A 24123-nucleotide genomic window follows, 5' to 3' on the forward strand; every position below is an offset into this window, starting at 1 on the left:
CGGAGCAGGGAGCGGCAGTCGCCGCGAAGGAGGCGTCAGAAGATGTCGAACAACGCGAAGGTCGTCGCCGCCGGTGGTGTGGTGGTGGGGATCGTCCTGATCTGGTTGATCGGGTTCTGGCCGGCGCTGCTGGTCATGGTGGGAGTGCCTGTGGCGGCGTACCTGATGCTGGACAGTTCGCAGCGCCGCAGGCTGCGCAGCAGGATCTCGCGTAAGGAGATAGGGCGCTGAGCGGCACCGTCACGGCGGTCAGCAGTAACGGCGAGTACAGCTTCACCAAGCCGAACCGGGACAGCATCACCTTGCTGCCCGGTCTCGGCGTGGAGGGGGACGTGCATGCGGGGGTGACGGTCAAGCACCGGTCACGGGTTGCCCAGGACCCCACCCAGCCGAACCTGCGACAGGTCCACCTCATCCATGAAGAGCTCTTCGACGAGGTGCTGGAGGAGGGCTTCAAGGTCGCGCCCGGCGAGCTCGGTGAGAACGTCACCACGCGCGGGATCGACCTGCCGGCGCTGCCCACCGGCACCCTGCTGCGCATCGGCGACGAAGCGGTCGTCAAGATCACCGGCCTGCGCAATCCCTGCCTTCAGATCGACGCCTTCCAGGACGGCCTCCTCAAGCAGGTCGTCGGCCGGGACGCCGCAGGCAACATTGTGCGCAAGGCCGGGATCATGAGCATCGTCACGGCGGGCGGAGTGGTGCGGCCCGGTGACCGGATCAGGGTCGACCTACCGGCCGAGCCGCACCGCCCCCTGGAGCGTGTCTGACCTCCCGGCTCAGCTCAGCGCACAGGAGTTGACCACATCACCGCCCGTGGGCCTGGCGATCGTCCGGTCCGCGGGCGGCGCGCTGCCGTCCTCGACCCACGCGACGAGGGCGGTGAACGCCGAGCGGTAGCAGGGCAGAACCGGCCGCAGCCGCTCGGGGAATGTGTCGTAGAGAGAGTCGACATGGGTACCGCCCTCGACGGTGTAGTAGCGGTGGAGCCGTGACCGGCTCTGCCCGGTCACCATCCGCTCGTACACGTCGGAGTCGGTGGCGATGGGCAGCAGCGTGTCCAGATCGCCGTGCAGCGTGATCAGCGGCCTGCCGATCCGCCCGGTCAGCGCCACCCGCTGGACCGCGCGGTGTACGGACGAGGGGCGCGCGGCGTAGTCGTAGTCCGCATCCGACGCGCACGGGGCAAGGATCTCCGGCGCCGTCGAACCTGCCGAAGAGCCGGGGCAGTCCGGGTCGTACGACGGGTCGAATTCGGCGCGGTAGATCTTCTGGGTCACTCCCCAGTACGCCTTCTCGTGGTACGGCCACAGGAACTGGGAACCGGGCGCGAAACCGGCCTTCAGGAGGTCGTCGTCCGTCGCCCGCCCCAGAGCGCGCGCCACGGTGACCGGCAGGGAGCCCAGCAGTCCGCCGCCGTCCGCCGTCCAGAGCGAGCCCTCCCAGTCGACCCCTCCGTCATAGAGCTCGGGGTGGTTCTCCAACTGCCAGCGAGTCAGATAGCCGCCGTTGGAGATGCCCGTCATGTACGTACGCCGGGGCCCGTGCCCGTACCGCTGCGCGACGGCCTTCCGTGCCGCGCGCGTCAGCTCGGTGGTCCGCCGGTTCCACTCCGCCACCGCATCGCCGGGCCGCTTGCCGTCCGTGAAGAAGTCGGGGCCGCTGTTTCCCTTGTCGGTGGCCGCGTACGCATAACCGAGGGCCAGTACCTGGTCGGAGATGAGGGCGTCGGTCGCGTACTGCTTACGGGTGCCCGGTGCGCCGGTGACCACCAGGCCGCCGTTCCAGCGCTCCGGCAGCCGGATGACGAACTGGGCGTCGTGCCGCCACCCGTGGGTGGGATTGGAGCGCGAAGTGTCCGGGAAGTAGCCGTCGATCTGGATGCCGGGCACACCGGAGGGGTTCTTCGTGCCCTTCGCGGACAGGCCCGCCTGGTCGGCGGTGTCGGTGTATGCCGTGCCGGCGAGCCCCGCAGTGGTCAAGTCGGGGAGACAAGCCACCTGTTGGTGCTCCGCGCCCGGGACCGTCGGACGATCGTGCGGGGCGCAGGCAGAACCGGGAGGGGCGCTGGGGGCGGCGGCGCCGATGGCTGTCGGCATCGTACTCAGACCCATCAGAAGCGCGGCGACGATCGGAACACCTCGGGACAGGAGCGGGCGCATGGGCGGCCTCCGGATTCACGGCGGTGGGGACGGTGCGGGGCGGTGGTGACGGGACGGGGCGCAGCCGCCACATCGTGCTGTCGCTCGTCCCCCTGCGGCCATGGGGCCGGCCCACACGGCGCCGGGCCGGGGCATGGGGGCGGACCACGAAAACCGCTTGCCCGCTGATCAGTTCGCTGTGATCATGACCGCATGAAGACCGGAAAGGGGGCCTCACGATCCTTCGGTGATCGCTGATGGCCACATACGATGCCCCGCACGCTCAACCCCAGCCCCAGCCCCAGCCCCAACCCGAGCCCCAGCCTCTGACTTCCGCATGGCTGAGGGCTCACTTCGACTCCCTGCCCTTCCCCGCCCGCATGGGCGCTCTCGCCCGTTACGGCCGCGCAGTGGCCCCCGACGCCTACGCCGCGGTGCACGCCGCGCTCGACGCGGGGGACCCCGACGAGCGCCACACCGCGCTCTTTCTCGCCGTCGTGCGCCGCGACATCGACACCGTCTCCCGGGCGCTCGCCGATCCCCTCCTGCGCCGCCGCGCACTCTCCGCCGCCGTCCGCCTGCCGCTCCACGAACACGCCCTCACCGCACTCGCGCTGCACAACACCCGCGCCGTACGCCACGAGACGTACCGCGTGCTGAAGACCGGCCGCCGCACCGCGCTCGCCGACTCCCTCATCCAGCAGGTGTACGAACGCCACGGCGGCCAAGAGGCGGCGCGGCTGCTGACAGCCTGTTCCGCACAGACGGCAGCGCACTGGCTCCCGCGCCTCGAACCACCAGCGGGGTTGCTCAACTCCCTTGCCCGCACCGCCCCTGTAGCCGTCGCCAGGCACCTCACCGACGAGTACGCGGCCCGCAGGAGCCATGAACGCCACAGCTACGCACGAGCCCACCGGATCATCGCCACAGCAGTCGCCGAGCGCGACACGGAAGCCGGCCTGCTGATGCTCCGCGGAGCACCCCCACTCATCGGAAAACGGGCAGCTGCAGCCCTCCTGCGGCACCCCTCCGCCGTGCTGGAGATCCTGCGGGCGGCCCCGGCGCACGACGGCACAGAACACGCAGGCACAGAACACGCAGGCACAGAACACCACGGCACAGAGCCCGTACTGACGATCCAGGCGGGGCCGCTGCCCCCGTCGGTCAGGCGCGCTGTCCTGGACCTGCCGCCCGACGACCTGGTCGAGCTCGCCACCCGGTGCCCGGCCGACGCGCCCAGGCGCATCGGCACGGTCCAGGGCCAGGTCGCCCCCGACTCACTGCTCCTGCTTCTGCCGCCCGACGAACGGTGCCGGGTCGTCCGGGAGCGCATCGGAGGAGACTTCGGGCGCCGCGCCTCGCTGTCCGCCATCGCCGCCATCGCCGCCCTCGAACCGGACGACAGGGCCGCCTTCCTCGCACCCTGGCTCAAGCGCTCGGCAGGCAGGAGCAGGACGCTCAGGCGGTTCGCCGCCGGACTGCCGCTCGACGTCGCGGAACCGCTCCTGCGCGTCCAGACGTCGGACCATCGCATGGACCTCCGGCTCGCCGCCTGGCCCGCGCTGCTCGCCAGCGCCGAACTGAACGGTGATCCCGAGGAGTACGCGCGGATCGCCGCCTCCTGCGAACGCGCCTGGCACGACCAGAACGACGTACGCCGCTTCGCCCTCGCGCAGCTGGCCGCCGCACCCGCCCGGCTGCTCGCGGCGGTCGAGGAACGTGTGCTGCGCGACGCCGCCCTGACCACGGTCCAGTCGCGTGACTCCACCGCAGTCACCCTTGCCTGCGCGGAACGGTGGCTGCGCCGTACCACCGAGAGCGCTGCGGCGCGCGGAGACACCGAACGGGCCGCATTCGCTGCCCGGTTGCTGTGCCAGGTTCTCGCCGATCCCCGGCGCAGGGGGCCGCGCAACCCGCTGCGCCTGGACGCACGTACGGCGCTTGCCGTCTGCTCCGGCGCGGTGGCCGAATCAGGGGCGCCCGCCGAAACCCTCACGTCACTCGCCGAACTCCTGGCACCACACCTGGTGGAACTCCCCGCCCTCGAAGCCCTGATGCGGCGTACTGCGGAGGAACACGAGGACCCCGAAATCGCCGCCCGTGCGGCGGCCGTCTGGATCGCCCCCGCCGCCACCCGAGAGGCCCGCTGCGCGGAACTGGTGCGCCTCGACCCGTCCTTCGCCGGCGTACCCGAAGTGCTGCGCACGCTCACCACCCGCCGTACCGACCTGCTCGACGACGTACTCGAAGCCGCCGTACGGGATGGTCTGCGCGGCCGCATCCGCCCCCGGGGCACGCCCTGGGCGCCCCGGCTACGCCTGGCCGACACCGGCCGCTGGCTCGCGTACCAGCGGCGTAAATGGGCGGCGTACCTGGTGACCGTGGCGTCCGACGAGTACACCCCCTTGCGCGAAAGGACCGACGCGGCCGCGCTCCTGAACACCCCGGTACACCTCACGGCCCTGGCCTCGACCGCGCCCCAGCCAGTGGCGGCGGCCGCGATCGGCGCACTGGGCGGGACCAGGCCCGTCACAGCAGAACTGCTGGAGACACTGCTCAGGCACGCGGGCACCGGAGGCGTGCGCGGGCGTGCGGCGATGTCCGCCGTACGTCGCCTGCTGGACGACGTACCGGACAGCCGGGCGATCACACTCCTGGCGCCCCTTCTGCGGAACCCGGCCAACCCGGTCGGCACCCGCAAGGAAGCAGCCAGGGCGCTGGGCGTCCTCACCGGAACGGCCGCCCTGAGTGCGCTGCTCGCCGCCTGGGACGAGCAGGACCAGCACCGGGACGTACGGGCCGTTGTCGCGCCGCTCCTGCTGCGCGGCATCGACCGCGACGACATCGCGGACCGGCTGTCCGAAGGAGTGTGGGAACAGGCCGTAAGAGAGGCTGTCGTCGGTGTACGCCCCACCGCCGTACCGCGCGCGGCCCGTGCCGCGTACAAAGCCTTCCTCCTCGGCCTCGTACAGGGCGGCGACGACAGCACCGCGACCGCCGCCTGCCGCGCCCTGCCCGCCCACCTCACCGGCGATTCGTCAGAGGAGGCCGCCCGTGTCCTGGCACAGACCGTCGTCGACCTCGCCAGGACCCGTCCGGTGTGGCACGCGGCCGTAGCGCAGCTCGTCGCCCTGCCGTCGGGAGAGAACACGTCGGCCATCACGACGGAGGCTTTCGCGCCGTTGCGGATCGGGGCGCATTCCGACGACCCGCTCAGCAGGGTCGACGCGCTGCGCCGCCTCGACGGCTGTGCCGATGCCATCGCCGGCCAGTGCAGTCACGGGGCTTCGCGGGCTGTTGTCGGCGTCCTGCTCGACGCCCTCGAAGGGGCGGGCCTGTTCCGTCAGGCAGCCCGTCTCGCCCAGGAAGCGGCACTGGACGCCGCACGGGCAGGAGACCCGGCTCCCGAACTCTGGGAGCGGCTGCTGCGTCTGGTCGAGGAACGCCCCGACAGACTGGCGCTCGACGACGGCCTGTACATCGACGTCGGCCGCCCCGGCCGAACCGGCCGTCCCGACTGCGCGGCGGCGGTGCTCGATGCCGTGCGCCTGCTGCGCGCCCGTGGATCGGCGCCCGCAGGACTGCTCGCGCTGGCCCTGGTGTCCGCGGCCGGGCGCTCCTCCTCCTGGCGGGAGCCATGGCCCAGCGAGTTGGCGGCCCTTCGCGACCACCCGGATCCGGACACGGCTCTGGGGGCGCTCGTCGCCGGTCCGGCGCGGGGCCACTGACCCGCGAGACGGCGGTCAGGCGGGCCGTACAGCCATCTTGTCGAGCGCCTCCAGCAGCCCGGGCAGCTCGGGGCCCCTGCCGACCGGAAGAACCTCTCCCGGCTCGTCGTCGAGCAGCACAAAAGCGATGTCGTCGGTCCTGGCGACCATGGACCAGCCAGGACCGTCGGCACGGAGCGTACGGGCCTCGCCGGACGCGAAGGCGGAACGTACCCGTCCCGGCGGTGGCGGGGACTCCACATAGGCGTGCAGTTCCTCGATCACGCGCCGCACACCCGTGTGCGGCTTGCCGCCGGGAGCGACGAAGGTCTCCTCGTCGTCGATCTGCTCACGCCAGGCCGCCCACTGCAGCGCGATTTCGTCCGCGCCGAGCCGCCGCTGGGCGGGCCCCCACTGCTCGGTGTCGGGCGGCGCCAGGGCCGGGCCGGTCTCACCCTCCTCGGGTGGAGGGTCGTGCGGCGCGGGAATGCCCGGAGCGGCCACCGCGAGCCTGAGCGGCCAGCCCGGCAGGCCTGCGACCACGCTGCGCTCGTCGGGCGACAGGTCGTACTCCATGCCGCAGTCCCAGGACGCGATGGCGACCGCCACCAGGGACACGTCGTCGATCACCACCGTCCACCGGGCGCCGGTGCCGTCCTGGCCGAGCACAAGCCCGTACCCGTCGGCGTACGGCTCCAGGCCGAGCGCAGCACAGGCCTCCGGATAGTCGTTGCCGAGCACGCTGGGGAACTGCGCGGGCGTCAGCAGCACCGCGGTCAGCACAAACAGTGCGTCCTCGGCGTCCTCGGCATTCTCGGCGGTGTCCGGCCCGGTCACGGCGCCCTCCTTATCGGATCGGTCGTCGGCGCACCCTAACCAGTGAGTAACCCGATCGTCGAGGTCCACGGGACGAAAAGAACCGCTCAGGGGCCCCGCCCTTCCGGAGCCCCGGATCGCTGCCCTTCCTGGGTCAGGCGGCCGGAAGACCCAGGAGCGTACGCGCCACACTGTGCGGTGATTCGTCGCGCTCCCTTGCGAGCGCGATCAACGCGCGACAGGCGAGTTCGTTGACACCGAAGGAGAGGGCCTCGGGCGAGACCCAGCCGGCCGCCTCGTCGCTGCGCCGCTCGTCGTCCTCCGCGCAGGCGGACACGTAGACCGCCGCGGCCTCGAAGATGTTGTGCTGCCGATTTTCCGGGTGCGGTGCGGCCTGCCCAGCACCGCCGGGTCGTGTCGCGAAAAACTTCCGGAGTCTGCCGAACAACCGGATCACCTTCCCCTGTGTGGCTCGATCACGGATCTTTCAAGTGTGCGCCCCCAACGTAAGGTTGGACCTCGGACGACAGATAGGGGGACGGTGCGTTGAAGCGCTACGACCGGCTGAAGGAGATCCAGCGGCTTGATCCGGAGAAGGACTTCCTGACGATCTACCGGCTCACATCGACGTACGAGTTCCCCTGGGACTTCACCCGGGCACTGGAGCTCGCCCTCTACCGCACGTACGCGGTCCCCAGCATCGGCCGTCTCCTCGCCGAGACCGCAGAACTGACAGACCGTACGCAGAAGCGCTACGACGACACCGCGCTGCTTCTGGACACCGTCGTGGAGCACGGTTTCGAGAGCGAGGACGGCCGCACGGCCATCCGCCGCATCAACCAGATGCACCGCAGCTACGACATCAGCAACGACGACATGCGCTACGTGCTGTGCACGTTCGTCGTCATGCCGAAGCGCTGGATCGACTCCTACGGCTGGCGCCGACTGTCCGACCACGAACTCCGGGCCTGTGCCGCCTACTACGCCCTGCTCGGCAAGCACATGGGCATCAAGGAAATCCCGCAGTCCTTCGAGGAGTTCGAGCGCTGCCTCGACACCTACGAGGAGGAGCATTTCGGCTGGGACGAGGGCGCGCGGAAGGTTTCCGACGCGACCCTGGCCCTGATGGCCTCCTGGTACCCGGGCCCCCTCGCGCCCCTGGTGCGCGGCGCGAGCCTCGCTCTCCTCGACGACGCTCTGCTGCGGGCGTTCCGTTACGACACCCCGGCGCCCGCGACCCGCGCCGTGGTCAGGGGAGCGCTCAGGTTGCGCGCCCGTGCCGTACGGCTGCTGCCCCCGCGCAGTACGCCGCACTACGCCCGGCAGAACCCGGAGATCAAGGGATATCCCGACGGCTACACGGTGGGGAGCCTGGGGACCTTCCCGACACCCGGCGTGGGCGGCTGCCCGGTCCCGCACACGGAGAGCCCGGCGGCCACGCAGCCCTGACTCGTCGGTCCTGACGTATCAGTCCTCGCCATCGGTCCCCAAGCCTAATCAGTCCCCACGTACGGCCAGGACCAGGAACCTGTCACTCTCGTCCGTGTACGACGTCATCCGCCACCCGGAACCGGCCAGCAACGGACGCAGGTTGGGCTCGGCGCGGAGGTCCTCCGGGGTGATCTGCCGCCCCTGCCGGGCTGCGAGGGCGGCCCGGCCGATGGGGTGGAACAGCGCCAGCAGGCCGCCGGGCCTCACGGCCCTGGCCAGCTCACGAAGGTTCTCCCCCGGCCGGGGGAGATGCGCGATCAGCCCGGCCGCGAAGACGGCGTCCAGCGCCCCGTCCGCGACCGGCAGCCGGGTCACATCGGCGATCAGCAGCTGCGCCCCGCGATGACGACCGGCGTGCACCGCCGCTTCGAGCATTGCGGGCGTCAGATCGGCGCCGAGCACCGCACCACCGGGGCCCACTGCGTCGCGCAGGTACGGCAGGGCGCGTCCGGTGCCGCATCCGGCGTCGAGCACGGCGTCGCCGGGCCGCAGGCCGAGCGCCGCGACCGCGGCGGCGCAGGCCGGTCCGTCGTCCGGGAAACGGGTGTCCCAGTCGGCGGCACGGGCGGTGAAGAATTCCTGGACATGCGTGTGGTCGTCGGCCATACGGACATGATCCCGCAGAGACTCCGGCGCACGTGCGGTGCACATGTTCGAGCGCTGCTCGGTCGTTCGTAAACGCATCTCTGTCATATTCCGGCAGCTTTCGAAACGCGCCCCCAGTGTGCGCCCCCTTCAGGGCTAGCGTCCCTGAGCCATGGGACACCTGGACCACGCCACCTCCGGCTGGCTGACACCCGTGCTGTCGTACGTGATGGCCGCCATCGGTGCCGCCCTCGCCCTGCGCTGCACCGTACGAGCACTGGCCGCGGGCGGGCGCTCCCGCCGCAACTGGCTGATCACCGCCGCATCCGCCCTCGGCACCGGCATCTGGACCATGCACTTCGTCGCGATGCTCGGCTTCGGCGTCACCGGCACCGAGATCCGCTACAACGTGCCGCTGACCATCCTCAGCCTGCTCGTCGCGATGCTCGTCGTCGGAGCGGGTGTGTTCGCCGTCGGCTACGGCCGCGACCGTCGCAGGGCGCTGCTGCTCGGTGGCTTCACGACAGGCGTGGGAGTGGCGAGCATGCATTACCTCGGCATGGCGGCGCTGCGCCTGCACGGCGACGTCGTCTACGACCCGCTGCTCGTCGCACTGTCCGTCGCCATTGCCGTTGTTGCCGCGACCGCCGCCCTCTGGGCGGCGCTGAACATCAAATCGCCGGTCGCGGTCGCCGTCGCCTCACTCGTCATGGGTGCGGCGGTCAGCAGCATGCACTACACCGGGATGGCAGCGGTGAGCGTGCGGATCAGTCCCTCCGGAAGCGAACTCCCCGGGGCCGCGGCGATGCAGTTCATCTTCCCCCTCGCCGTGGGCCTGGGGTCCTACCTCTTCCTCACGGCCGCCTTCGTCGCCCTCTCACCCACAGCGCGCGAGCGCGCGGCATACGCCTCTGCTGAACGGCTGACCGAAACTGCCGCCCCTTAGCCGCCGCCACGCCGCACTGAACCGCCCAGGCAGTACGACCCGTAACCCGGAACGAGGAGGCCATGCGCACACCCTGCAGGACCCCGGGCGCCGACATACCACCCGAGTCCGCGCCTCCGACGCGCGGACGGCGGGCGCATGCCGGTCCGCCCGCCGATGAAATCCTCGGGCAGGAGGCGCAGGCGGGCACCCCTGTATCCGAACCCGGGCGGTGGCGGCTGCGGCCGAGGACCGTACGGGCGAAGATCGTCTCGCTGCTGATGGTGCCAGTAGTCTCACTGCTCGCGCTCTGGGCCTTCGCCACCGTCACCACCGCCCAGGACGTGGCACGCCAGCGGCAACTGCAACGCGTCGACGAGCAGGTCCGTACGCCTGTCGCCACGGCCGTCGCCGAACTCCAGGCCGAACGCCGGGCGGCCGTACGCTACTTGGCGTCTCCCAAGGGCGACCGTGCTGACGCATTCGAGGAGCAGGCGAAACGCACCGACAAGGCAGTGGACGGTCTCCGGCTCGACGAGCGCCACACCGTTGCAGCAGGCGCAGAGCTGCCGGACACAGTGGTCAGCAGACTCGACACCTTCGTATCCGGTACGCAGAATCTGCGGACCCGGCGCACCGGAATCCTCGACCGCAGTGCCGCCTGGGACAAGACGTACGACCAGTACACCCGGACCATCCAGGAGGCCTTCGGCGTGGCCGGTGCCCTCACCGGCATCCAGGACGCCCGGCTCGGCTCCGACGCGCGCGTACTGCTCGAATTCGCCCGGGCGGGCGAGATGCTGGCGCGCGAGGACGCGCTGCTCTCCTCCGCACAGCTCACCCGCAGCTTCGACGCCGAGCGGCAGCGGCAGTTCGCCGGAGCCGCGGAGACGCGCAGGCACCTGACAGAAGCCGCCGCCGACGACCTGCCGGACATCGAGCACGAAGCGTGGCGCGCGCTCAGCAAGAAGGGCGCGTACGACGACGTACTCGCGGCCGAGGACAAGGTGATCGCAGCTCCGCCGGGACGGAAGGCCGCCCAGGCCGTACCGGAGGCCACCTGGGAGACGGCCCACACCGCCGTACAGCGCGGCGTGCGCGCGATCGGGGCGGGCACCGGCGGGAACGCGGCCGGCCGCACCGACCCGCTCGCCCAGGGCGTGCTCACGCCGTCCGGTGCGGCGGTGCTCCTGGGCCTCGGCGCCGTGGCCGCCTCCCTCGTCATCTCCGTACGCATCGGCCGGGGACTCGTCGTCGAACTCGTCAGCCTGCGCAACGACGCCCTCGAAATCGCCCGGCGCAAACTGCCCCATGCCATGCATAGGCTCCGCGCCGGAGAGGAAATCGACCTCAACGCGGAAGCGCCGCCAGGGCCGCCCGCAGACGACGAGATCGGCCAGGTCGGAGAAGCCCTCGCGACCGTGCACCGGGCCGCCGTCGGCGCGGCCGTGGAACGCGCCGAACTGGCCAACGGCGTATCCGGAATCTTCGTCAACCTCGCCCGCAGGAGCCAGGTCCTCGTCCATCGTCAGCTCAACCTGCTCGACACCATGGAGCGCCGCGCCGACGACCCGGGCGAACTCGGCGACCTCTTCCGCCTCGACCACCTCACCACCCGGATGCGCAGGCACGCGGAAAGCCTGATCATCCTGTCCGGAGCGGCCCCCGGCCGCGCCTGGCGCATGCCCGTACCGCTGACCAACGTCGTACGCGCCGCCGTGTCCGAGATTGAGGACTACGCACGCGTAGAGGTACGGAACCTGCCCGAGGCCGCCGTCGTGGGCGCCGCCGTCGCGGACCTCACCCACCTCCTCGCCGAACTGGTCGAGAACGCCGCCCAGTTCTCCCCACCGCACACCAAGGTGCGCGTGAGCGGCGAACCAGTCGGCAACGGCTACGCCCTGGAGATCGAGGACCGTGGACTCGGTATGGGCAAGGAGTCCCTGGCCGAAGCCAACCGCAGGATCGAGCAGTCCGAAGCGCTCGACCTCTTCGACAGCGACCGGCTCGGGCTCTTCGTAGTCAGCAGGCTCGCCTCCCGGCACGGCATCAAGGTGCATCTGCGCACCTCGCCGTACGGCGGCACAACGGCCGTTGTACTGCTGCCGATTCCGCTGCTGCAGAGCGCGGTCACCAAAGCCGGGCGAACTCCCGCTCCCGACCCGGGCCCCGCCCGTACGAACGGCACCGCACTCCCTGCCCCCGCCCCCGCACCACGCCCCGTCCTGGCGGCACAGCCGCACCGGCAGCCGCGACCGGACCCGCGACCGGACCCGCGACCGGACCCGCGACCGGAGGAAACCGCCGGAGTCACCTCGCTGCGCCTGCACAAGAGCCGCCCCACTGAACGGGCGGAATCAGGCGACACGGACCCGCACGGAACGCGGAACGGTGAGGACGGACTCCCGCGCAGGGTCCGCCAGGCCAGCCTCGTGCCACAACTGCGCGAAGCACCCCCGCCCGAGCCCCCCTCACCACGCCCCCCTTCCGGCGAAAACGCACAAGAACGCACCCCGGAACAGGCCAGGGACCGCATGACGGCATACCGCAGCGGATGGACCCGCGGCAGCGAAGGAGACCACGCATGATCGAGCACGAGAGGGCCGGAACCGGCACTACCGGCCATTCCGGCGAACTCGACTGGCTGCTGGACGACCTGGTGACCAGGGTGGGCGAAGTACGGCACGCCGTCGTGCTGTCGAACGACGGTCTGGCCGTCGGCGCATCGAGCGCACTGAACCGCGAGGACGCCGAACACCTGGCCGCCGTCGCCTCCGGCTTCCACAGCCTCGCCAAGGGCGCGGGACGCCACTTCCACGCCGGAGAAGTGCGCCAGACACTGGTGGAGATGGACGACGGATTCCTGTTCGTCGCCGCGGCCGGCGACGGCTCCTGCCTCGCCGTCCTGAGCGCTGCCACCGCGGACATCGGCCTGATCGCCTACGAGATGGCCCGGCTCGTCAAACGCGTGGGCGAGCACCTGTACACACCGCCACGCCTCGCCGCACGGCCGCCGGCCGCGGGCTGACCGTACGCAGAAAAGGCGGCACCGCACATGACCGACGACAGGGGCACCGGCTACACCGACCACGAGGGCAGCCACTGGTACGACGCCGACGCGGGCCCGTTGGTACGCCCGTACGCCATGACGGGCGGCCGGACCACTCCGGGCCCGAGTGGGGTGCGGTTCGACCTCATTGCGCTCGTCGACATCGCAGACGACGCGCCGGGCAGCGCCGAGGAATCGCTGCTCGGCCCCGAACACCGCGCACTGCTCGCACTGTGCCGCACGGAGACCCAGTCCGTCGCGGAACTCTCGGCGGACGCCGACCTGCCGGTCGGTGTGGTCCGCGTACTCCTCGGTGACCTGTTCGAATCCGGCTACGTCACGGTCAGCCGGCCCGTACCTCCCGCCCAGCTGCCCGATGAGAAAATCCTGGAAGAAGTGATCGATGGGCTCCGAGCGCTCTGACGACAAGGCCGATGAGACGGCCGCCCTCGCACTGAAGATTCTCGTCGCCGGCGGCTTCGGGGTCGGCAAGACGACCCTCGTCGGCGCGGTGAGTGAGATCCGGCCGCTGCGCACCGAGGAACAGCTCAGTGAGGCGGGCCAGACGGTGGACGACACAGGGGGTGTTGACCAGAAGACCACCACGACCGTCGCCATGGACTTCGGACGCATCACCATCAGGTCCGGGTTGTCGCTGTACCTCTTCGGTACGCCGGGGCAGGACCGCTTCTGGTTCCTGTGGGACGAGCTGTCCCAAGGCGCACTGGGCGCCGTCGTCCTCGCCGACACCCGCCGCTTGGAGGACTGCTTCCCCGCCGTGGACTACTTCGAGCACCGCCGCATCCCCTTCGTCATCGCGGTCAACTGCTTCCCCGGCACCCGGACTTATGGCGCGCACGAAGTGTCACGCGCCCTGGACCTGGACCGGGGCACACCGGTCGTGCTGTGCGACGCACGCGACCGGGATTCGGGGAAAGAGGTGCTGGTACGCCTGGTCGAGTACGCCGGCCGAATGCACACCGCAAGGCTGCTCGACACGGTCGGATAGCCCTGCCCTTGCCGCGACGGCGCCCGTGGGGAAGGCTGGCGTTCGATCAGGGCCACGGGGAACAGATGAACGGGGAGGCCGCAATATGGCGCTGGACAAGGGACTCGACTGGCTGCTGGACGACCTGACAAGCCGGGTCGAGTACGTACGGCACGCACTGGTGCTGTCCAACGACGGCCTGGTGACGGGGGCAAGCACAGGGCTGGCCAGGGAGGACGCCGAGCACCTGGCTGCCGTGTCGTCGGGGCTGCACAGCCTCGCCAAGGGATCGGGACGCCACTTCGCGGCGGGCAAAGTCCGCCAGACGATGGTCGAATTCGACGAGGGAGTCCTGTTCGTCACGGCCGCGGGCGACGGCTCCTGCCTCTGCGTGCTGAGCGCGGCGGAAGCGGACATCGGGCAGGTGGCGTACGAGATGACACTGCTCGTGAACCGGGTCGGCGAGCACCTCGGTGTCGCCGCACGAGGCCCCGACCTGCGCTGACCTGCGCGTACTCGCCCGGCCTGGGAGTTATCCACAGGCCGGGCGGGCAGCTCGCGATTCGGGCTACGGTCGTCACCGAGAGTATTCGGACCTCACGGGGAGACGATCATGGCAGTTCAGGAAGCACACCGCGCCACCCGCACCGCCCGTATCGCAGCCGCGCAGGCCGCGAAGCCGCTGACCACGGCCCGGGCGGCCGAGGAACTCGGCCTGAAGCGGAGCGAGTTCGACCTCGGTGTCCTGCTGGGGCATATCCACACCACTTCGGATCCGGGCGGCACTCACCGTCGCGTCACGCGTGAAGAGATGGACCGGCTGCGGTCGACGAACGGTGCTTCGGACACTTTGCGTGAGCGGATCCGGACGGTCGGCACCACAGAGGGCGCCCAGCTCATGGAGATCAGCCCGGACCGCTTCGGCCGGCTCGCCCGCACCGGGTACATCACTCCGGTGAGGTTCTATCTGAACCGCTATCGGGCGGTGGTCTGGCTCTATCTCGCCGAAGAACTCCGGGAGTTCGCCGACCGCGAGCCGGGTCTGCTCACCGGACGGTCGCCGCAGGCCATGCGCACCATGCTCGCTGCGGGGGAGGACCGGCGACCCCGCAACTGGCGGGCCCGGCGCCTCGGCCACCTGACGCGTCAGACCGCCGATCCCTGGGAACAGGCGGCGATCACGAGCTCCGTGCTCGACCCCGTACAGCTCGCGGAGGTCGTCGACGACCCCTATGAGCGTGCGTACCTCAACAAGCTCCGGCCCGGACTCGTGGGCGGCCAGGGCGAGTCGACCGCCGCGCGGGAGGCCATGGCCCGGCTGTCGCTGGCCGACGACCCGGACGAGATTCTCTGGCAGCGGGTGAGCCTGGCCCTGCTGCTGGACGAGGCCCGAGAACACCGGTCGGCTCCCCGACCGGGCGCCGGCCGTCCAGTGCCGCCGCCCAGCCCTGAAACGTCGCGGGGATTGCGCGCCTGGCTGCGAGCGCGGCGGACTGCTCGCGATCAGACGGCGAAGTGCCGGACGTAGCGCCGTTGCCAGGGCGTTTCGACGGCGTGGGCATCGTAGTTCCGGCGTACGAAGTCCACTGCCTTGTCGGCGGGCACGCCGTCGAGGACGGCGAGACAGGCCAGGGCGGTACCGGTCCGCCCACGGCCACCACCGCAGGCAACTTCTACGCGTTCGGTGCCCGCCCGGTTCCAGGCATCCCCGAGGACGGCTCGGGCCTGCGTACGACTGCTGGGCAGCCAGAAGTCCGGCCAGCGCAACCACCGTGTTTCCCACGGGACTTCGGGGGGCTGCTTGCCGAGCAGATAGACGGCGTATGCGGGCACCTGCCCGGCGGGAAGGGGCCGGCGAAGCGCCCGGCCTCGGACCAGGCGCCCGGAGGGAAGCCGAAGGACGCTGACGTCAGTGGGGCTCCAGGTCGTCTCATCCACGTCATTCACGCGCTCACCATAGGAGAACTGGCGAGACATCGCGGGCGGTGAAGGAATACGCGGGCCACGGGCCGGCGAGTTCCATCCGCACATCGGGGAAGCGCTCGCGGAGTGCATCCACCTCGGCGGTGAACTCCTCTGCGCGGATGTCCGGCACGAGATAGGAGCTGTTCAGGATCACGGAGCCTTTGTATCCGGCCGGGCGGGCATCCTCGGGGGGAAGCTGCGCCGTCTCCACCGCGAAATCGCGGAGTGCGTCGTGGATCTGCTCCGCGCGGTCCGCACCGTCGCCCGCGCGGGCGGCCCGCGCGGCATGGTGCTCGGGCACTCGCGGGGCGGCGTAAGCCTTCACACCCCATTCCCTCCGTCCCGCCGCCCGGTCCAGCGCCGACACGAAGTCCGTCCGCCGCTCAGCGAGGAGAGAGCGCACGCGGTCGTCGTCCTGGTAGATCGTCGCGAAGTGGAAAGGAACGATGTTTCTCTGGAGACCCACCGTGCAGATCACTTCGTGATGGGCCCGGGCGGCCTCTTCCAGCCGGCCGCGGTCCTGGAGGTGGTGGTGCAGCTCCTGTTCTCCGAAGTCCTTGGCCGGCACCGAACCGACGAAGCCGGCCAGACAGGTTTCCTTGACGACATGCACCGTCTCACCGGCAACCCCCGTCACTCCGGTGACTTCGGTGGCGAGGTGATTGTCCTGGCCGACGTCGAACGCGACGGCATAGAGCCAGGTGACACAGGACTCGGTCATGACTCCTCCTCGTCCTTGTCCAGCCCTCGGACCAGTCACCTCGTAAGCGAGGTGCGGCGCCGAGACAGCCGGATAGGGCTAATTATGAGCCATATGTCGCATATGTGAATTTGAAGGGCCGCTGGCCGTGGCCGGCGGGCGGTGAGGTACGGCTTGCTGTTGAACCGTGTATGTACCAGCGATCGCAGGAGGCACCCATGTCACGCCCGGTCACCATTGTCACAGGCGGCAGTCGAGGCATCGGCGCAGCAACGTGCCTCCGGTTGGCAGCCGACGGGCACGATCTGGTCCTGGGGTACGTCAGCAACAGTGCGGCGGCGGAGGAGGCTGCCGACGCGGTGCGTGCGGCGGGGGCGCGCTGTGTCACGGTGCGGGTGGACACGTCCGACGAGGCTGATGTGGAGCGGCTGTTCGACACCGCCGTGGCGGAACTCGGGCACGTCACGGGCCTGGTGAACAACGCCGGAGTGACCGGCCCCCTCGGCAGACTCACCGATGCCCGCACAGAGGACCTGCGCCGGGTGGTTGAGGTGAACCTCCTGGGCTACCTGATGTGTTGCCGACGCGCCGCGCGGGACATGGCGGCGTTCGGCTCCGGCGCCATCGTCAACATCTCCTCCGCAGCGGCCACGCTCGGCAGTCCCGGCGAGTACGTGCACTACGCCGCGACGAAGGCGGCCACCGACGCCATGACCGTCGGACTGGCCAAGGAACTTGGCGCGGACGGCATCAGGGTCAACGCGGTTGCCCCCGGCGTCATCAACACCGAGATGCATGCCGCAATGGGGGACCCCGACCGCCCGGCGAAAGCGGCCGCGCAGATCCTGCTCGGGCGACCCGGCGAGCCGGACGAGATCGCAGCGGCCGTCGCATGGCTGCTGTCACCCGACGCCTCGTACACCACCGGGACGGTCTTGAGGGTCTCCGGCGGGCGGTGAAATGAATTCGGCCGGAGCCGAGTGTCCCCAGGGGCCTCGGCGAGGAGCGCCGTAGCGTTGCGCACGGTAACGACCGATTCACGTGACGCTGTGGTCCGGGTGACGCCAATGTGCTGGAGTGCGACCGCCGATCTCGTGGCGGGTATCGGTATCGCCGCGGTCGGGGTGGCGTGTGTCGCGCGCCCGCACCGGGCTCGTGATCTGCCGCTCGCCGCGCTGCCGCTCCTCCTTGGGGTGCATCAGATCATCGAGTCCGTGGTCTGGCGCTCGGGCGGCGGTACAGGACCCGCCACGGTCGCCTGGGCCGTCATCGCCCTTCCGCTGCTGGCGTTGTGGGTGCCGCTGGGTGTGCTGTGCGCCGCGCCGACACCCGCGCGGCGGCGCCGACTGACGGTCCCCGTCGCAGCCGGAGCCGCGACCGCCGTAGCTCTGGCGTACTGCCTCGCCACCCGTCCCGTGACGGCCGAAATCCGTGGCCACACCCTCGGCTACGTACTCGATCTGCCGCATCCCGAGATGCTCGTTGCCGGCTACCTCGTCGCCACCGTCGGCGCGCTGCTCCTGGCCGGCGACAGCCGATTGCGGCTGCTCGGAGTCCTTGTCACCGTCGGGGCGGCAATCTGCGCGGCGCTGTGGCGACTGGAGTTCATTTCGACCTGGTGCGCCTTTGCTGCCGTGTGCTCGGTCGTGCTCCTCGGCTGGGCACGCAGACGCCCTGCGGCGTCGTACCCGCTCCAACGAACGACGGCCGCCGGAGATTGACGAGCGGTCACCGCAGGGGCTCAGCCGCGACTGCCACCAGCCGTACGGGGCTCGTCGTCGCGGGGCTCGATGCGGAAGTCGAACGCGGCAGTCCCGGGGTCGAGTGCCGTCACCCCGCCGTCCACGGTCAGCACCGCACCGTTCACGAAGGACGCCGCGGGCGAGAGCAGCCAGGCGATCGCCTCGGCGACCTCCCGCGGTTCGCCGGGGCGCCGCGCGGGAAGCAGCCGGGTCGCTTCCTCGTACGCCGCATCGATCTCGCCTTCCCCGAGCCCCGCCTCCTGCGCGAAGCGCGCCATCCGCCGGTCGGCCATCTCGGTGCGCACCCAGCTGGGGCACACGGTGTTGGCGCGCAGCCCGTGCCGTCCGTAGTCGACGGCCAGGGACCGGCAGAGCTGAAGGAGGGCAGCCTTGGACGTGGCATACGCGGCGTTGCCCACCCCGTTGCGCAGCGCGGACACCGAGGCGACCGCGACGACGGATCCGCGCGCCTTCAGCAGGTGCGGGAGCGCGCTGCGCAGGAGGTGGAAGGGGCCGGTGAGGTTGGTGCGCATGACGACGTCCCAGTCCTCGACCGACAAGTCGCCCACGGCGCCACTGCGCCCGGTGCCCGCGTTGAGTACGAGCCCGTCCAGGCGGCCGTACGCGGCCAGTGTCGCGTCCACGAGAGCGACGACAGACTCCGGGTCACCGATGTCGGACGGATGGGCCAGGACGCCGATCTCTTCTGCGAGCCGATTCAACGGCTCGGGCCGACGCCCGGACACAACCACTCGATGCCCGGCGGCGCGCAACAGCCGGGCAGTGGCAGCACCAATGCCCGTACCCCCACCAGTAACGATGACAACTTGCCCATCAGCCATGGTCGTTCAGCCTCCCCGGTCGCCTGTAGTCCGACTGATCATAAAGAGCGGTGCGGATGTGTTCCCGCCCTCGCGGCGGTCAGCCGGCGCTTTCAGCCGTCCAGGGTTTTGGAAGTGGCCCGTAGAGGATGGCCGCCAGGCCCGTGCCGAGGAGGCCACCGAGGAGTTGGGCGGTGATGAAGCCGGGTAGTGACGCGGGAGCGATGCCGGTGAAGGAATCGGTGAGCGACCGGCCGACCGTCGCTGCGGGGTTGGCGAACGATCCGGACGAGGTGAACCAGATCGCTGCCCCGATGTATGCGGCGACTGCGACGGGGGTGAGCTTCGCGCGGCCTATGCGGTCCAGACCGTGGACCAGGAGGACCAGCCCGGCTGTGGCGACTGTTTCGCCGATGAGCAGATGGCCGGCCGACCGGATCTGGGTGGACCAGACGCCGGGCATCCGGCCGAACATGGCTTCGGCGAGGAGCGCGCCCGTGACGGCTCCGGTGAACTGCGCGGTGATGTAGAGGGCGACCTCGCGTCGGCTGAGCCCGTCGTTGCCGCGCCGTCGCGACCACCACATGAAGAGTGTGATGACGGGGTTCAGGTGAGCCCCGGAGACCGGGCTGAAGAGGGCGATGAGCAGGCCGAGCCCGATCGCCGAGGCCAGTGCGTTGGCGAGGAGCCGGACTCCGTCGTCCTGGCTGAGCCCGGCGGCCTGGATGCCGGAACCGATGACTACGGTCACCAGCGCCGCGGTTCCTACCAATTCGGCGGCCGCTCGGCGCGGTAGTGCGTTTTCGGTGCACATGGTGTAGTTCCTCCCCCGGGCTACGACGTATCGGAAAATATATTCCGTATCTTGGAAATGCTGTAGCCCGGGGGGAGGGCCCTGGAACTGGAATGGGGAGACTGGAATGGGGAGAGAGGGGAGGGGCAGTTTGCGATCGGCGGCAGCGACTGACCGCCCCCTCCGCCCCGTCAGGCAGGTGAGACAGGGGCCACGAAGACCACCTCGAATTCTTCGAGGCTCCGCGTGATCACACGCGCCTTCGCGGTGGCCTCGCCCCGAATGCCCGCGACGGCGGCCCTGGACGCCGCGAGCGTGTTGTGATCGGTCCAGAGGGCACCGACGGTGGCTCGGCCCTTCGCGCGGTCGATGAGCAGCGACGCGCCCTCGAAACCGCGGATCGTCTCAAGCTTGGGCAGCCCGGTCTTCTCGAAGGTGTCCACCAGCAGATCCGCGTCGGACGGCTCGAACTCCAGCCGGAGCAGCCGGAACCAGGCACCGGAGCCGAGCGCCGCCGGACGCCGGGCGACTGCCGCCTCCCATGTGTCGACCGCCACAGTCCGCGCGAACGGCGCCAGCAACTCGGCCCGCCGCTCGCGCAGGCGATCGTCACTGGCCTGCTCCGCCTTTTCGTCCTCCCACCATGTTCCCGCCACGAGCTTGCCGAGTTCGCGGTCGACGAACAGGCCCATGCCGCGATAGCCCGGCTGTTCCGACAACAGCCTGCGGCCCTCGGTGCTGAGTGCCTCGACTGCGCCGTCGAGTTCGGCCGGATCACCTGTTGCGTAAATGGTGCGAACGTACATAGCGCCCTTTCCTGCAATTCCGACGGCGCGGCTGCGATGCCGCTCCGGCGGCGTGGGCGAGCCCCCGGGTGGGCTCGCGTCCTGCACTCCATGCGATGGCTGGGAGGGCTGGAAGGCAAGGCGGCCGGGGCGTCCGGGTGACCGCCCGCGGCTGGGCCGACGAAAGGGGGGATGCCTGCGCCCGCCTGTGCCAAGCGGTCGGCGAGGTCGCTCGTACGCAGGAGGGGTTGCGTCAGTTGCTCGCGCGGAAGGCGCCACCGATCCGGAATGGACGGCCCTTTACGAATCACTGCCGGTCGATGCCTGCAGAGTCGCCGATGAACTGCTCGCCGAGCTCCCGCACCACAGGGACAGCTCGTGGCCGGCGGACCCTGGCCATGGCAAATATCGGTACCCCGTGACAGCTGTTGCCACGGGGTATCCGGTCATGTTCAGGCTGTGGTTGAGGACTCAGGACTTGCCGACTTCCTTGTTGATGGCCGCCGGAGAGTCGTATTCCTTCTCCGGCAGGGCGTCCAGCGCTTTCTTGACCTCTTCACTTGCCTTGTTGTTTTTCGCCTGGTCGAGGATTTGCTGCTTCGAGGCGGGGTAGTTGACGCCGCCGAGGGACTTCTGCATTTCGATGGGGTTCACCTTCATGGACCGATGTGTGCCCCGATCTTTTCTGTGTGATACCGGGCGTCGGCGCTGTCACCGTGATGGAGTAAATCGGTAACATCCTCGTCCGAGCCGTACAGGTGTCAGTAGCCCGATCCGACGAGGGTGTTGTCCTTCCGGACGACGCAGAGCGCCCAGATGATGAACGCGTACAGGGCGATCAGCACGATCGACCACACCGGGTAGTACGGGATCGAGGCCGACGGCGATAGCGAGGACTCCCAGGACCAGCTGGATCTATCCCCAACTGGTCAGGTCGAACTCGAAGACGTAGTTCGGGGTGGCGACGAAGACATCATCCTCGGCAATGGCCATGATGCCGCGGAAGAGGTCGAGGACGCCGACGATGACCAGCATGACGGCCGCGAACAACACCAGGCCGCCGACCGCGGTTTCGGAGCCGTCGGACCGGCGGGGGGTTGCCTGTGTCATGGTTGTCTCGATTCCCTGGAGTGCCTGTCGCTCGTCCATTGACGTAATGCGATTTCAGCGCAGTATCTTCTCCTTGGCGCGCTGAAATGCCTCAGCGGAAATGTCGCCCTGGGCCTTGAGTTCGGACAGTTTCGCGAGCTCGTCCACGCTGCCCCCGCCTTCACCGACGGCCTGCCGGACGTACGCGTCGACTTTGTCCAACTGGTGTCTGGCGTGCTGAATCTGGCGCTTGCCCATGCCGTCGCCGCGTGCCAGGAAATAGATGAAGACGCCGAGGAAGGGCAGGACGATCACGAACAGTGCCCATCCCGCCTTTACCCATCCGCTCAGATCGTCGTCACGGAAGACGTCGGTGAAGACGCGGAAAAGGAGCACCACCACGTGATCCAGATAAAGATCCACATGACGGTCCAGAAAGCTCCTAGAAGGGGGTAGTCGTACGCCAGGTTCACGTAACCGTCCATCGTGTTCTCCCTACTCCGGGCAGCCCATGTACGTCTTGAGCGTGCGCGCCACGCGAGCCGTTGCAGTCGGTCCGTCTCGGGACCGACTGCCAGACGGCCGATCATCAGGTGCTCGACAGCCAGCGCTGCTGCGTACTGCCAGACCGCCGCCGCGGCCGCGGCCGCATGCGCCAGGGCATCGGTCAGCTGATCGCGCAGGCCAGCCAGCGTGCCGCCCGCCGGTGCAGGCGCTGTTCGAGAGCGGGGCTGTGACTGCGCAGATGGGTGCGGAGCACCGCGGCGAACAGCGGGTGGAACCGGCACCACGAAGTGTCCGCGACGGGTTCGACGAAGAGGTCGGCGCGGGTGAGACCGGTCAGGATGCGCTCGGCGTCTTCGCGCCCGGTCAGCGCGTCGGCGAGAGCCGGGTGCACCTGGCTCAAGATGCTGGTGCGCGGGAGCAAGTCGCGCGCGGCGGGCGTCTGCGCATCGAGGACCTCGGTGAGCAGATGGTCGGCGACGGCCCGCTGGGAAGCGGCGAACGACTGGGCGAGGCCGCCCGGGTCGTCCGACTGCTGCACGGCCAGGGCACACAGCCGCAGACCGGCGGCCCATCCCTCGGTGCGGCCGGTGAGCATGCCGACGGTCTCCGCCGTCGCGGTCAGGCCGTGGCGGCGCAGCAGCGGATCGACCCTGCTGATCAGTACCAGGCACAGTTGAGGGCCCGCGTGGTCGAGCAGGCGTGCCAGGCTCGATGCGACCTCACGGCTGGAGACCATGTCGAGTCCGTCGAGTACGAGAACGACCGGCTCGGGCAGGTGCTCCAGTGCGTGGGCGAACCGGGCGAGCAAGGAACGGTCTGCGCTGTCGGGGCGGCTGGGCGAACCGACGTCACCACCCGGCAGCACCAGACGCTGGTGGTGGAAGGCCTCGAACACATACGCCCAGAACACGCCCGGGGCATTGTCGTCGGCTTCGAGCGTCAGCCAGATCACCGGGCCGGGGGCCGTTCCCGTGCGTACCCAGGAGGCGGCCAGCGTGGTCTTCCCGGCGTCCGCCGGGCCGGTGATCAGGGTGAGCGGCCCGGCCGTACCAGCGGTGAGTCGGTCCAGGAGCCGCTGCCTGCGCACGGAGATACGGGGCACGGGCGGCACCGAGAACTTGACGCTCAGCAGCGGATCCCCGGTCGGCGACAGGCGCACGCCACGCCCCTGGAACCGCAGCCGTCTGTCGGGACGTCGGCCTGGCCGCGGGCGGCGCCGCCCTGTGCCGTTGCCCGCGAATCAGTATCAGGAATGGGGGCCACCGCCAGGTGGGTCCGGACCGTCTGCCCGAACCGATGGGTCGATCCTGGGAGTTCTGCGAGCCGTCGCCGTGGGGGAGAGCTCAGCGGGCGTCGGCCGGTTCGACCTCCGAAAGGCGCCAGGTGCGGTCGAAGAACGACTGTTCCGGGCTGTAGACGGAGAATCGCGAACCGCCCCTTTGCCGGGTCGGTCTGGATCCAGTTGTCCTCTCCCGCTCCGTCGGGACGTGCCGGGCCAACGTCCCGGGGGACATGTCCACTCTTCGATGCTGCCTGCTCCCTGCGTTCTTCGCATCTGCGCGTCCAGGACGAGTCCCCGGGGCGGCGATTGTCGCTTTGCGTGCTTTGACCGGCTGGAGTCGGCCCAATACCTGGTGCGCGCCACGGCGCCGGATGAAGAGCACGTAAACTCCCCCCGTTTCCGCCCGCCGGGCGGTCAGCGTACGCAACTGATCGATAGGTAGTTCGACGTGAGTTTCACAGACAAGACCGACGCACCGATCTACGCCGGTCTGGTGGAGGAGCGCGGGGACGTCCCGGCCGAGGTGCGCCAGGCGGCCGAGCAGACTCTGCGGGAGGTGGAGCTGGCGGTCGACTTCAGCGACGTGCGCGCGTCGATGGCGTACCGGCGGTAGGCGTCGGCACCGGCCGAGCCGGAACCGCGCGCGTCGGCCGCCGCGTCCGGGATGCGAATCGCCGGCCCCCGGGGTGCCATGGAAGTCGAGGCAGTACGTGCCGGCCTGCCGCCCCGGCGTGCGA

General features: G+C 70.0%; 25 protein-coding genes and 2 pseudogenes. 14 read left to right on the top strand and 13 right to left on the bottom strand.

Going from position 1 to position 24123, the window contains the following annotated elements:
* Positions 1-42: 42 nt before the first annotated feature.
* Both PXH83_RS29925 and PXH83_RS29930 read left to right on the top strand, forming a co-directional pair.
* Positions 43-231, top strand: coding sequence for a hypothetical protein (locus PXH83_RS29925; RefSeq protein ID WP_274564579.1), 189 nt, complete (start codon positions 43-45; stop codon positions 229-231).
* Positions 228-770 carry an MOSC domain-containing protein gene (locus PXH83_RS29930; protein ID WP_274565213.1) on the top strand — a complete coding sequence of 181 codons (543 nt, stop codon included), beginning with the start codon at positions 228-230 and terminating at the stop codon, positions 768-770. Before PXH83_RS29925 ends, PXH83_RS29930 begins: the two co-directional genes overlap by 4 nt.
* Positions 771-779: 9 nt before the next feature.
* On the opposite strand, the gene PXH83_RS29935 is transcribed toward PXH83_RS29930, so the two are convergent.
* Positions 780-2162 (bottom strand): tannase/feruloyl esterase family alpha/beta hydrolase, encoded by a 1383-nt coding sequence (locus tag PXH83_RS29935; RefSeq protein ID WP_274564580.1) that lies wholly within the window; start codon positions 2160-2162, stop codon positions 780-782.
* A 359-nt stretch (positions 2163-2521) separates the two neighbouring features.
* Here PXH83_RS29935 and PXH83_RS29940 point away from each other — a divergent pair, with 359 nt between their 5' ends.
* Positions 2522-5869: a hypothetical protein gene (locus PXH83_RS29940; RefSeq protein ID WP_274564582.1), complete on the top strand. Its 3348-nt coding sequence runs from the start codon at positions 2522-2524 to the stop codon at positions 5867-5869.
* A 15-nt stretch (positions 5870-5884) separates the two neighbouring features.
* On the opposite strand, the gene PXH83_RS29945 is transcribed toward PXH83_RS29940, so the two are convergent.
* Complete coding sequence (locus PXH83_RS29945) at positions 5885-6685, bottom strand: hypothetical protein (RefSeq protein WP_274564584.1); 801 nt, start codon at positions 6683-6685, stop codon at positions 5885-5887.
* Positions 6686-6818: 133 nt separating this feature from the next.
* Positions 6819-7112, bottom strand: a complete 294-nt coding sequence (locus tag PXH83_RS29950; RefSeq protein ID WP_274564587.1) for a hypothetical protein — start codon at positions 7110-7112, stop codon at positions 6819-6821.
* A gap of 98 nt (positions 7113-7210) precedes the next feature.
* On the opposite strand from PXH83_RS29950, the gene PXH83_RS29955 reads away from it, so the two are divergent.
* Entirely contained in the window at positions 7211-8113 is a 903-nt protein-coding gene (locus PXH83_RS29955) for an oxygenase MpaB family protein (RefSeq protein WP_274564589.1), read from the top strand.
* A gap of 48 nt (positions 8114-8161) precedes the next feature.
* Here PXH83_RS29955 and PXH83_RS29960 read toward each other — a convergent pair whose 3' ends face one another.
* Entirely contained in the window at positions 8162-8761 is a 600-nt protein-coding gene (locus tag PXH83_RS29960; protein ID WP_274564593.1) for a class I SAM-dependent methyltransferase, read from the bottom strand.
* Positions 8762-8912: 151 nt separating this feature from the next.
* Between PXH83_RS29960 and PXH83_RS29965 the strand changes: the two genes are divergently transcribed.
* From PXH83_RS29965 to PXH83_RS29995, 7 genes are all read left to right on the top strand, one after another.
* The gene (locus tag PXH83_RS29965; RefSeq protein WP_274564594.1) at positions 8913-9686 is read left to right on the top strand and encodes an MHYT domain-containing protein; all 774 of its coding nucleotides are present in this window, start codon (positions 8913-8915) and stop codon (positions 9684-9686) included.
* Between the two features lie 62 nt (positions 9687-9748).
* Entirely contained in the window at positions 9749-12253 is a 2505-nt protein-coding gene (locus tag PXH83_RS29970) for a sensor histidine kinase (protein ID WP_274564595.1), read from the top strand.
* Positions 12250-12693: a roadblock/LC7 domain-containing protein gene (locus tag PXH83_RS29975; protein ID WP_274564596.1), complete on the top strand. Its 444-nt coding sequence runs from the start codon at positions 12250-12252 to the stop codon at positions 12691-12693. The genes PXH83_RS29970 and PXH83_RS29975 overlap by 4 nt, the downstream gene beginning before the upstream one ends.
* 27 nt (positions 12694-12720) lie before the next feature.
* Positions 12721-13137 carry a DUF742 domain-containing protein gene (locus tag PXH83_RS29980; protein ID WP_274564598.1) on the top strand — a complete coding sequence of 139 codons (417 nt, stop codon included), beginning with the start codon at positions 12721-12723 and terminating at the stop codon, positions 13135-13137.
* On the top strand, positions 13118-13723 hold the full coding sequence (locus PXH83_RS29985) for a GTP-binding protein (protein ID WP_274564599.1): 606 nt from the start codon (positions 13118-13120) through the stop codon (positions 13721-13723). The genes PXH83_RS29980 and PXH83_RS29985 overlap by 20 nt, the downstream gene beginning before the upstream one ends.
* 85 nt (positions 13724-13808) lie before the next feature.
* On the top strand, positions 13809-14207 hold the full coding sequence (locus tag PXH83_RS29990; protein WP_274564600.1) for a roadblock/LC7 domain-containing protein: 399 nt from the start codon (positions 13809-13811) through the stop codon (positions 14205-14207).
* Positions 14208-14315: 108 nt separating this feature from the next.
* Complete coding sequence (locus PXH83_RS29995; protein WP_274564602.1) at positions 14316-15230, top strand: DUF6397 family protein; 915 nt, start codon at positions 14316-14318, stop codon at positions 15228-15230.
* Here PXH83_RS29995 and PXH83_RS30000 read toward each other — a convergent pair.
* Positions 15206-15679 (bottom strand): phosphatase domain-containing protein, encoded by a 474-nt coding sequence (locus PXH83_RS30000; protein ID WP_274564603.1) that lies wholly within the window; start codon positions 15677-15679, stop codon positions 15206-15208. The genes PXH83_RS29995 and PXH83_RS30000 overlap by 25 nt on opposite strands.
* A complete protein-coding gene (locus PXH83_RS30005) occupies positions 15654-16388 on the bottom strand; it encodes a GvpL/GvpF family gas vesicle protein (RefSeq protein WP_274564605.1) in 735 nt (244 codons plus the stop codon). Before PXH83_RS30005 ends, PXH83_RS30000 begins: the two co-directional genes overlap by 26 nt.
* Before the next feature lie 197 nt (positions 16389-16585).
* On the opposite strand from PXH83_RS30005, the gene PXH83_RS30010 reads away from it, so the two are divergent.
* On the top strand, positions 16586-17326 hold the full coding sequence (locus PXH83_RS30010) for an SDR family NAD(P)-dependent oxidoreductase (protein WP_274564607.1): 741 nt from the start codon (positions 16586-16588) through the stop codon (positions 17324-17326).
* A 108-nt stretch (positions 17327-17434) separates the two neighbouring features.
* Positions 17435-18088 carry a DUF6629 family protein gene (locus PXH83_RS30015; protein ID WP_274564609.1) on the top strand — a complete coding sequence of 218 codons (654 nt, stop codon included), beginning with the start codon at positions 17435-17437 and terminating at the stop codon, positions 18086-18088.
* A 20-nt stretch (positions 18089-18108) separates the two neighbouring features.
* Here PXH83_RS30015 and PXH83_RS30020 read toward each other — a convergent pair whose 3' ends face one another.
* The 7 genes and pseudogenes from PXH83_RS30020 to PXH83_RS30050 all read right to left on the bottom strand — a co-directional run bounded on the left by PXH83_RS30020 (position 18109) and on the right by PXH83_RS30050 (position 23263).
* The gene (locus PXH83_RS30020) at positions 18109-18951 is read right to left on the bottom strand and encodes an SDR family NAD(P)-dependent oxidoreductase (protein ID WP_274564610.1); all 843 of its coding nucleotides are present in this window, start codon (positions 18949-18951) and stop codon (positions 18109-18111) included.
* A 79-nt stretch (positions 18952-19030) separates the two neighbouring features.
* Complete coding sequence (locus tag PXH83_RS30025; protein WP_274564611.1) at positions 19031-19744, bottom strand: aquaporin; 714 nt, start codon at positions 19742-19744, stop codon at positions 19031-19033.
* A 170-nt stretch (positions 19745-19914) separates the two neighbouring features.
* A complete protein-coding gene (locus PXH83_RS30030) occupies positions 19915-20529 on the bottom strand; it encodes a hypothetical protein (RefSeq protein WP_274564612.1) in 615 nt (204 codons plus the stop codon).
* Positions 20530-20979: 450 nt separating this feature from the next.
* Positions 20980-21168: a DUF2795 domain-containing protein gene (locus PXH83_RS30035; RefSeq protein WP_274564614.1), complete on the bottom strand. Its 189-nt coding sequence runs from the start codon at positions 21166-21168 to the stop codon at positions 20980-20982.
* Positions 21169-21269: 101 nt separating this feature from the next.
* A pseudogene (locus PXH83_RS30040) lies at positions 21270-21618 on the bottom strand (DUF7144 family membrane protein).
* Between the two features lie 54 nt (positions 21619-21672).
* Positions 21673-22082: pseudogene (locus tag PXH83_RS30045) on the bottom strand (SHOCT domain-containing protein).
* 182 nt (positions 22083-22264) lie between these two features.
* Complete coding sequence (locus PXH83_RS30050; RefSeq protein ID WP_274564616.1) at positions 22265-23263, bottom strand: winged helix-turn-helix domain-containing protein; 999 nt, start codon at positions 23261-23263, stop codon at positions 22265-22267.
* 571 nt (positions 23264-23834) lie between these two features.
* Here PXH83_RS30050 and PXH83_RS30055 point away from each other — a divergent pair.
* A complete protein-coding gene (locus tag PXH83_RS30055) occupies positions 23835-23999 on the top strand; it encodes a hypothetical protein (RefSeq protein ID WP_214921793.1) in 165 nt (54 codons plus the stop codon).
* Positions 24000-24123 lie beyond the last annotated feature (124 nt).

The organism is Streptomyces spiramyceticus (genome assembly GCF_028807635.1).
GTDB classification, from domain to species: domain Bacteria; phylum Actinomycetota; class Actinomycetes; order Streptomycetales; family Streptomycetaceae; genus Streptomyces; species Streptomyces spiramyceticus.

Coding starts and splice junctions, on each gene's coding strand:
- PXH83_RS29980 (WP_274564598.1), top strand. CDS start 12,721: ATGACCGACGACAGGGGCACCGGCTACACCGACCACGAGGGCAGCCAC.
- PXH83_RS30000 (WP_274564603.1), bottom strand. CDS start 15,679: ATGTCTCGCCAGTTCTCCTATGGTGAGCGCGTGAATGACGTGGATGAG.
- PXH83_RS29940 (WP_274564582.1), top strand. CDS start 2,522: ATGGGCGCTCTCGCCCGTTACGGCCGCGCAGTGGCCCCCGACGCCTAC.
- PXH83_RS30025 (WP_274564611.1), bottom strand. CDS start 19,744: ATGTGCACCGAAAACGCACTACCGCGCCGAGCGGCCGCCGAATTGGTA.
- PXH83_RS30005 (WP_274564605.1), bottom strand. CDS start 16,388: ATGACCGAGTCCTGTGTCACCTGGCTCTATGCCGTCGCGTTCGACGTC.
- PXH83_RS29975 (WP_274564596.1), top strand. CDS start 12,250: ATGATCGAGCACGAGAGGGCCGGAACCGGCACTACCGGCCATTCCGGC.
- PXH83_RS29970 (WP_274564595.1), top strand. CDS start 9,749: ATGCGCACACCCTGCAGGACCCCGGGCGCCGACATACCACCCGAGTCC.
- PXH83_RS29985 (WP_274564599.1), top strand. CDS start 13,118: ATGGGCTCCGAGCGCTCTGACGACAAGGCCGATGAGACGGCCGCCCTC.
- PXH83_RS29995 (WP_274564602.1), top strand. CDS start 14,316: ATGGCAGTTCAGGAAGCACACCGCGCCACCCGCACCGCCCGTATCGCA.
- PXH83_RS30030 (WP_274564612.1), bottom strand. CDS start 20,529: ATGTACGTTCGCACCATTTACGCAACAGGTGATCCGGCCGAACTCGAC.
- PXH83_RS29960 (WP_274564593.1), bottom strand. CDS start 8,761: ATGGCCGACGACCACACGCATGTCCAGGAATTCTTCACCGCCCGTGCC.
- PXH83_RS30020 (WP_274564610.1), bottom strand. CDS start 18,951: ATGGCTGATGGGCAAGTTGTCATCGTTACTGGTGGGGGTACGGGCATT.
- PXH83_RS29990 (WP_274564600.1), top strand. CDS start 13,809: ATGGCGCTGGACAAGGGACTCGACTGGCTGCTGGACGACCTGACAAGC.
- PXH83_RS29925 (WP_274564579.1), top strand. CDS start 43: ATGTCGAACAACGCGAAGGTCGTCGCCGCCGGTGGTGTGGTGGTGGGG.
- PXH83_RS30035 (WP_274564614.1), bottom strand. CDS start 21,168: ATGAAGGTGAACCCCATCGAAATGCAGAAGTCCCTCGGCGGCGTCAAC.
- PXH83_RS30010 (WP_274564607.1), top strand. CDS start 16,586: ATGTCACGCCCGGTCACCATTGTCACAGGCGGCAGTCGAGGCATCGGC.
- PXH83_RS29965 (WP_274564594.1), top strand. CDS start 8,913: ATGGGACACCTGGACCACGCCACCTCCGGCTGGCTGACACCCGTGCTG.
- PXH83_RS30015 (WP_274564609.1), top strand. CDS start 17,435: ATGTGCTGGAGTGCGACCGCCGATCTCGTGGCGGGTATCGGTATCGCC.
- PXH83_RS29935 (WP_274564580.1), bottom strand. CDS start 2,162: ATGCGCCCGCTCCTGTCCCGAGGTGTTCCGATCGTCGCCGCGCTTCTG.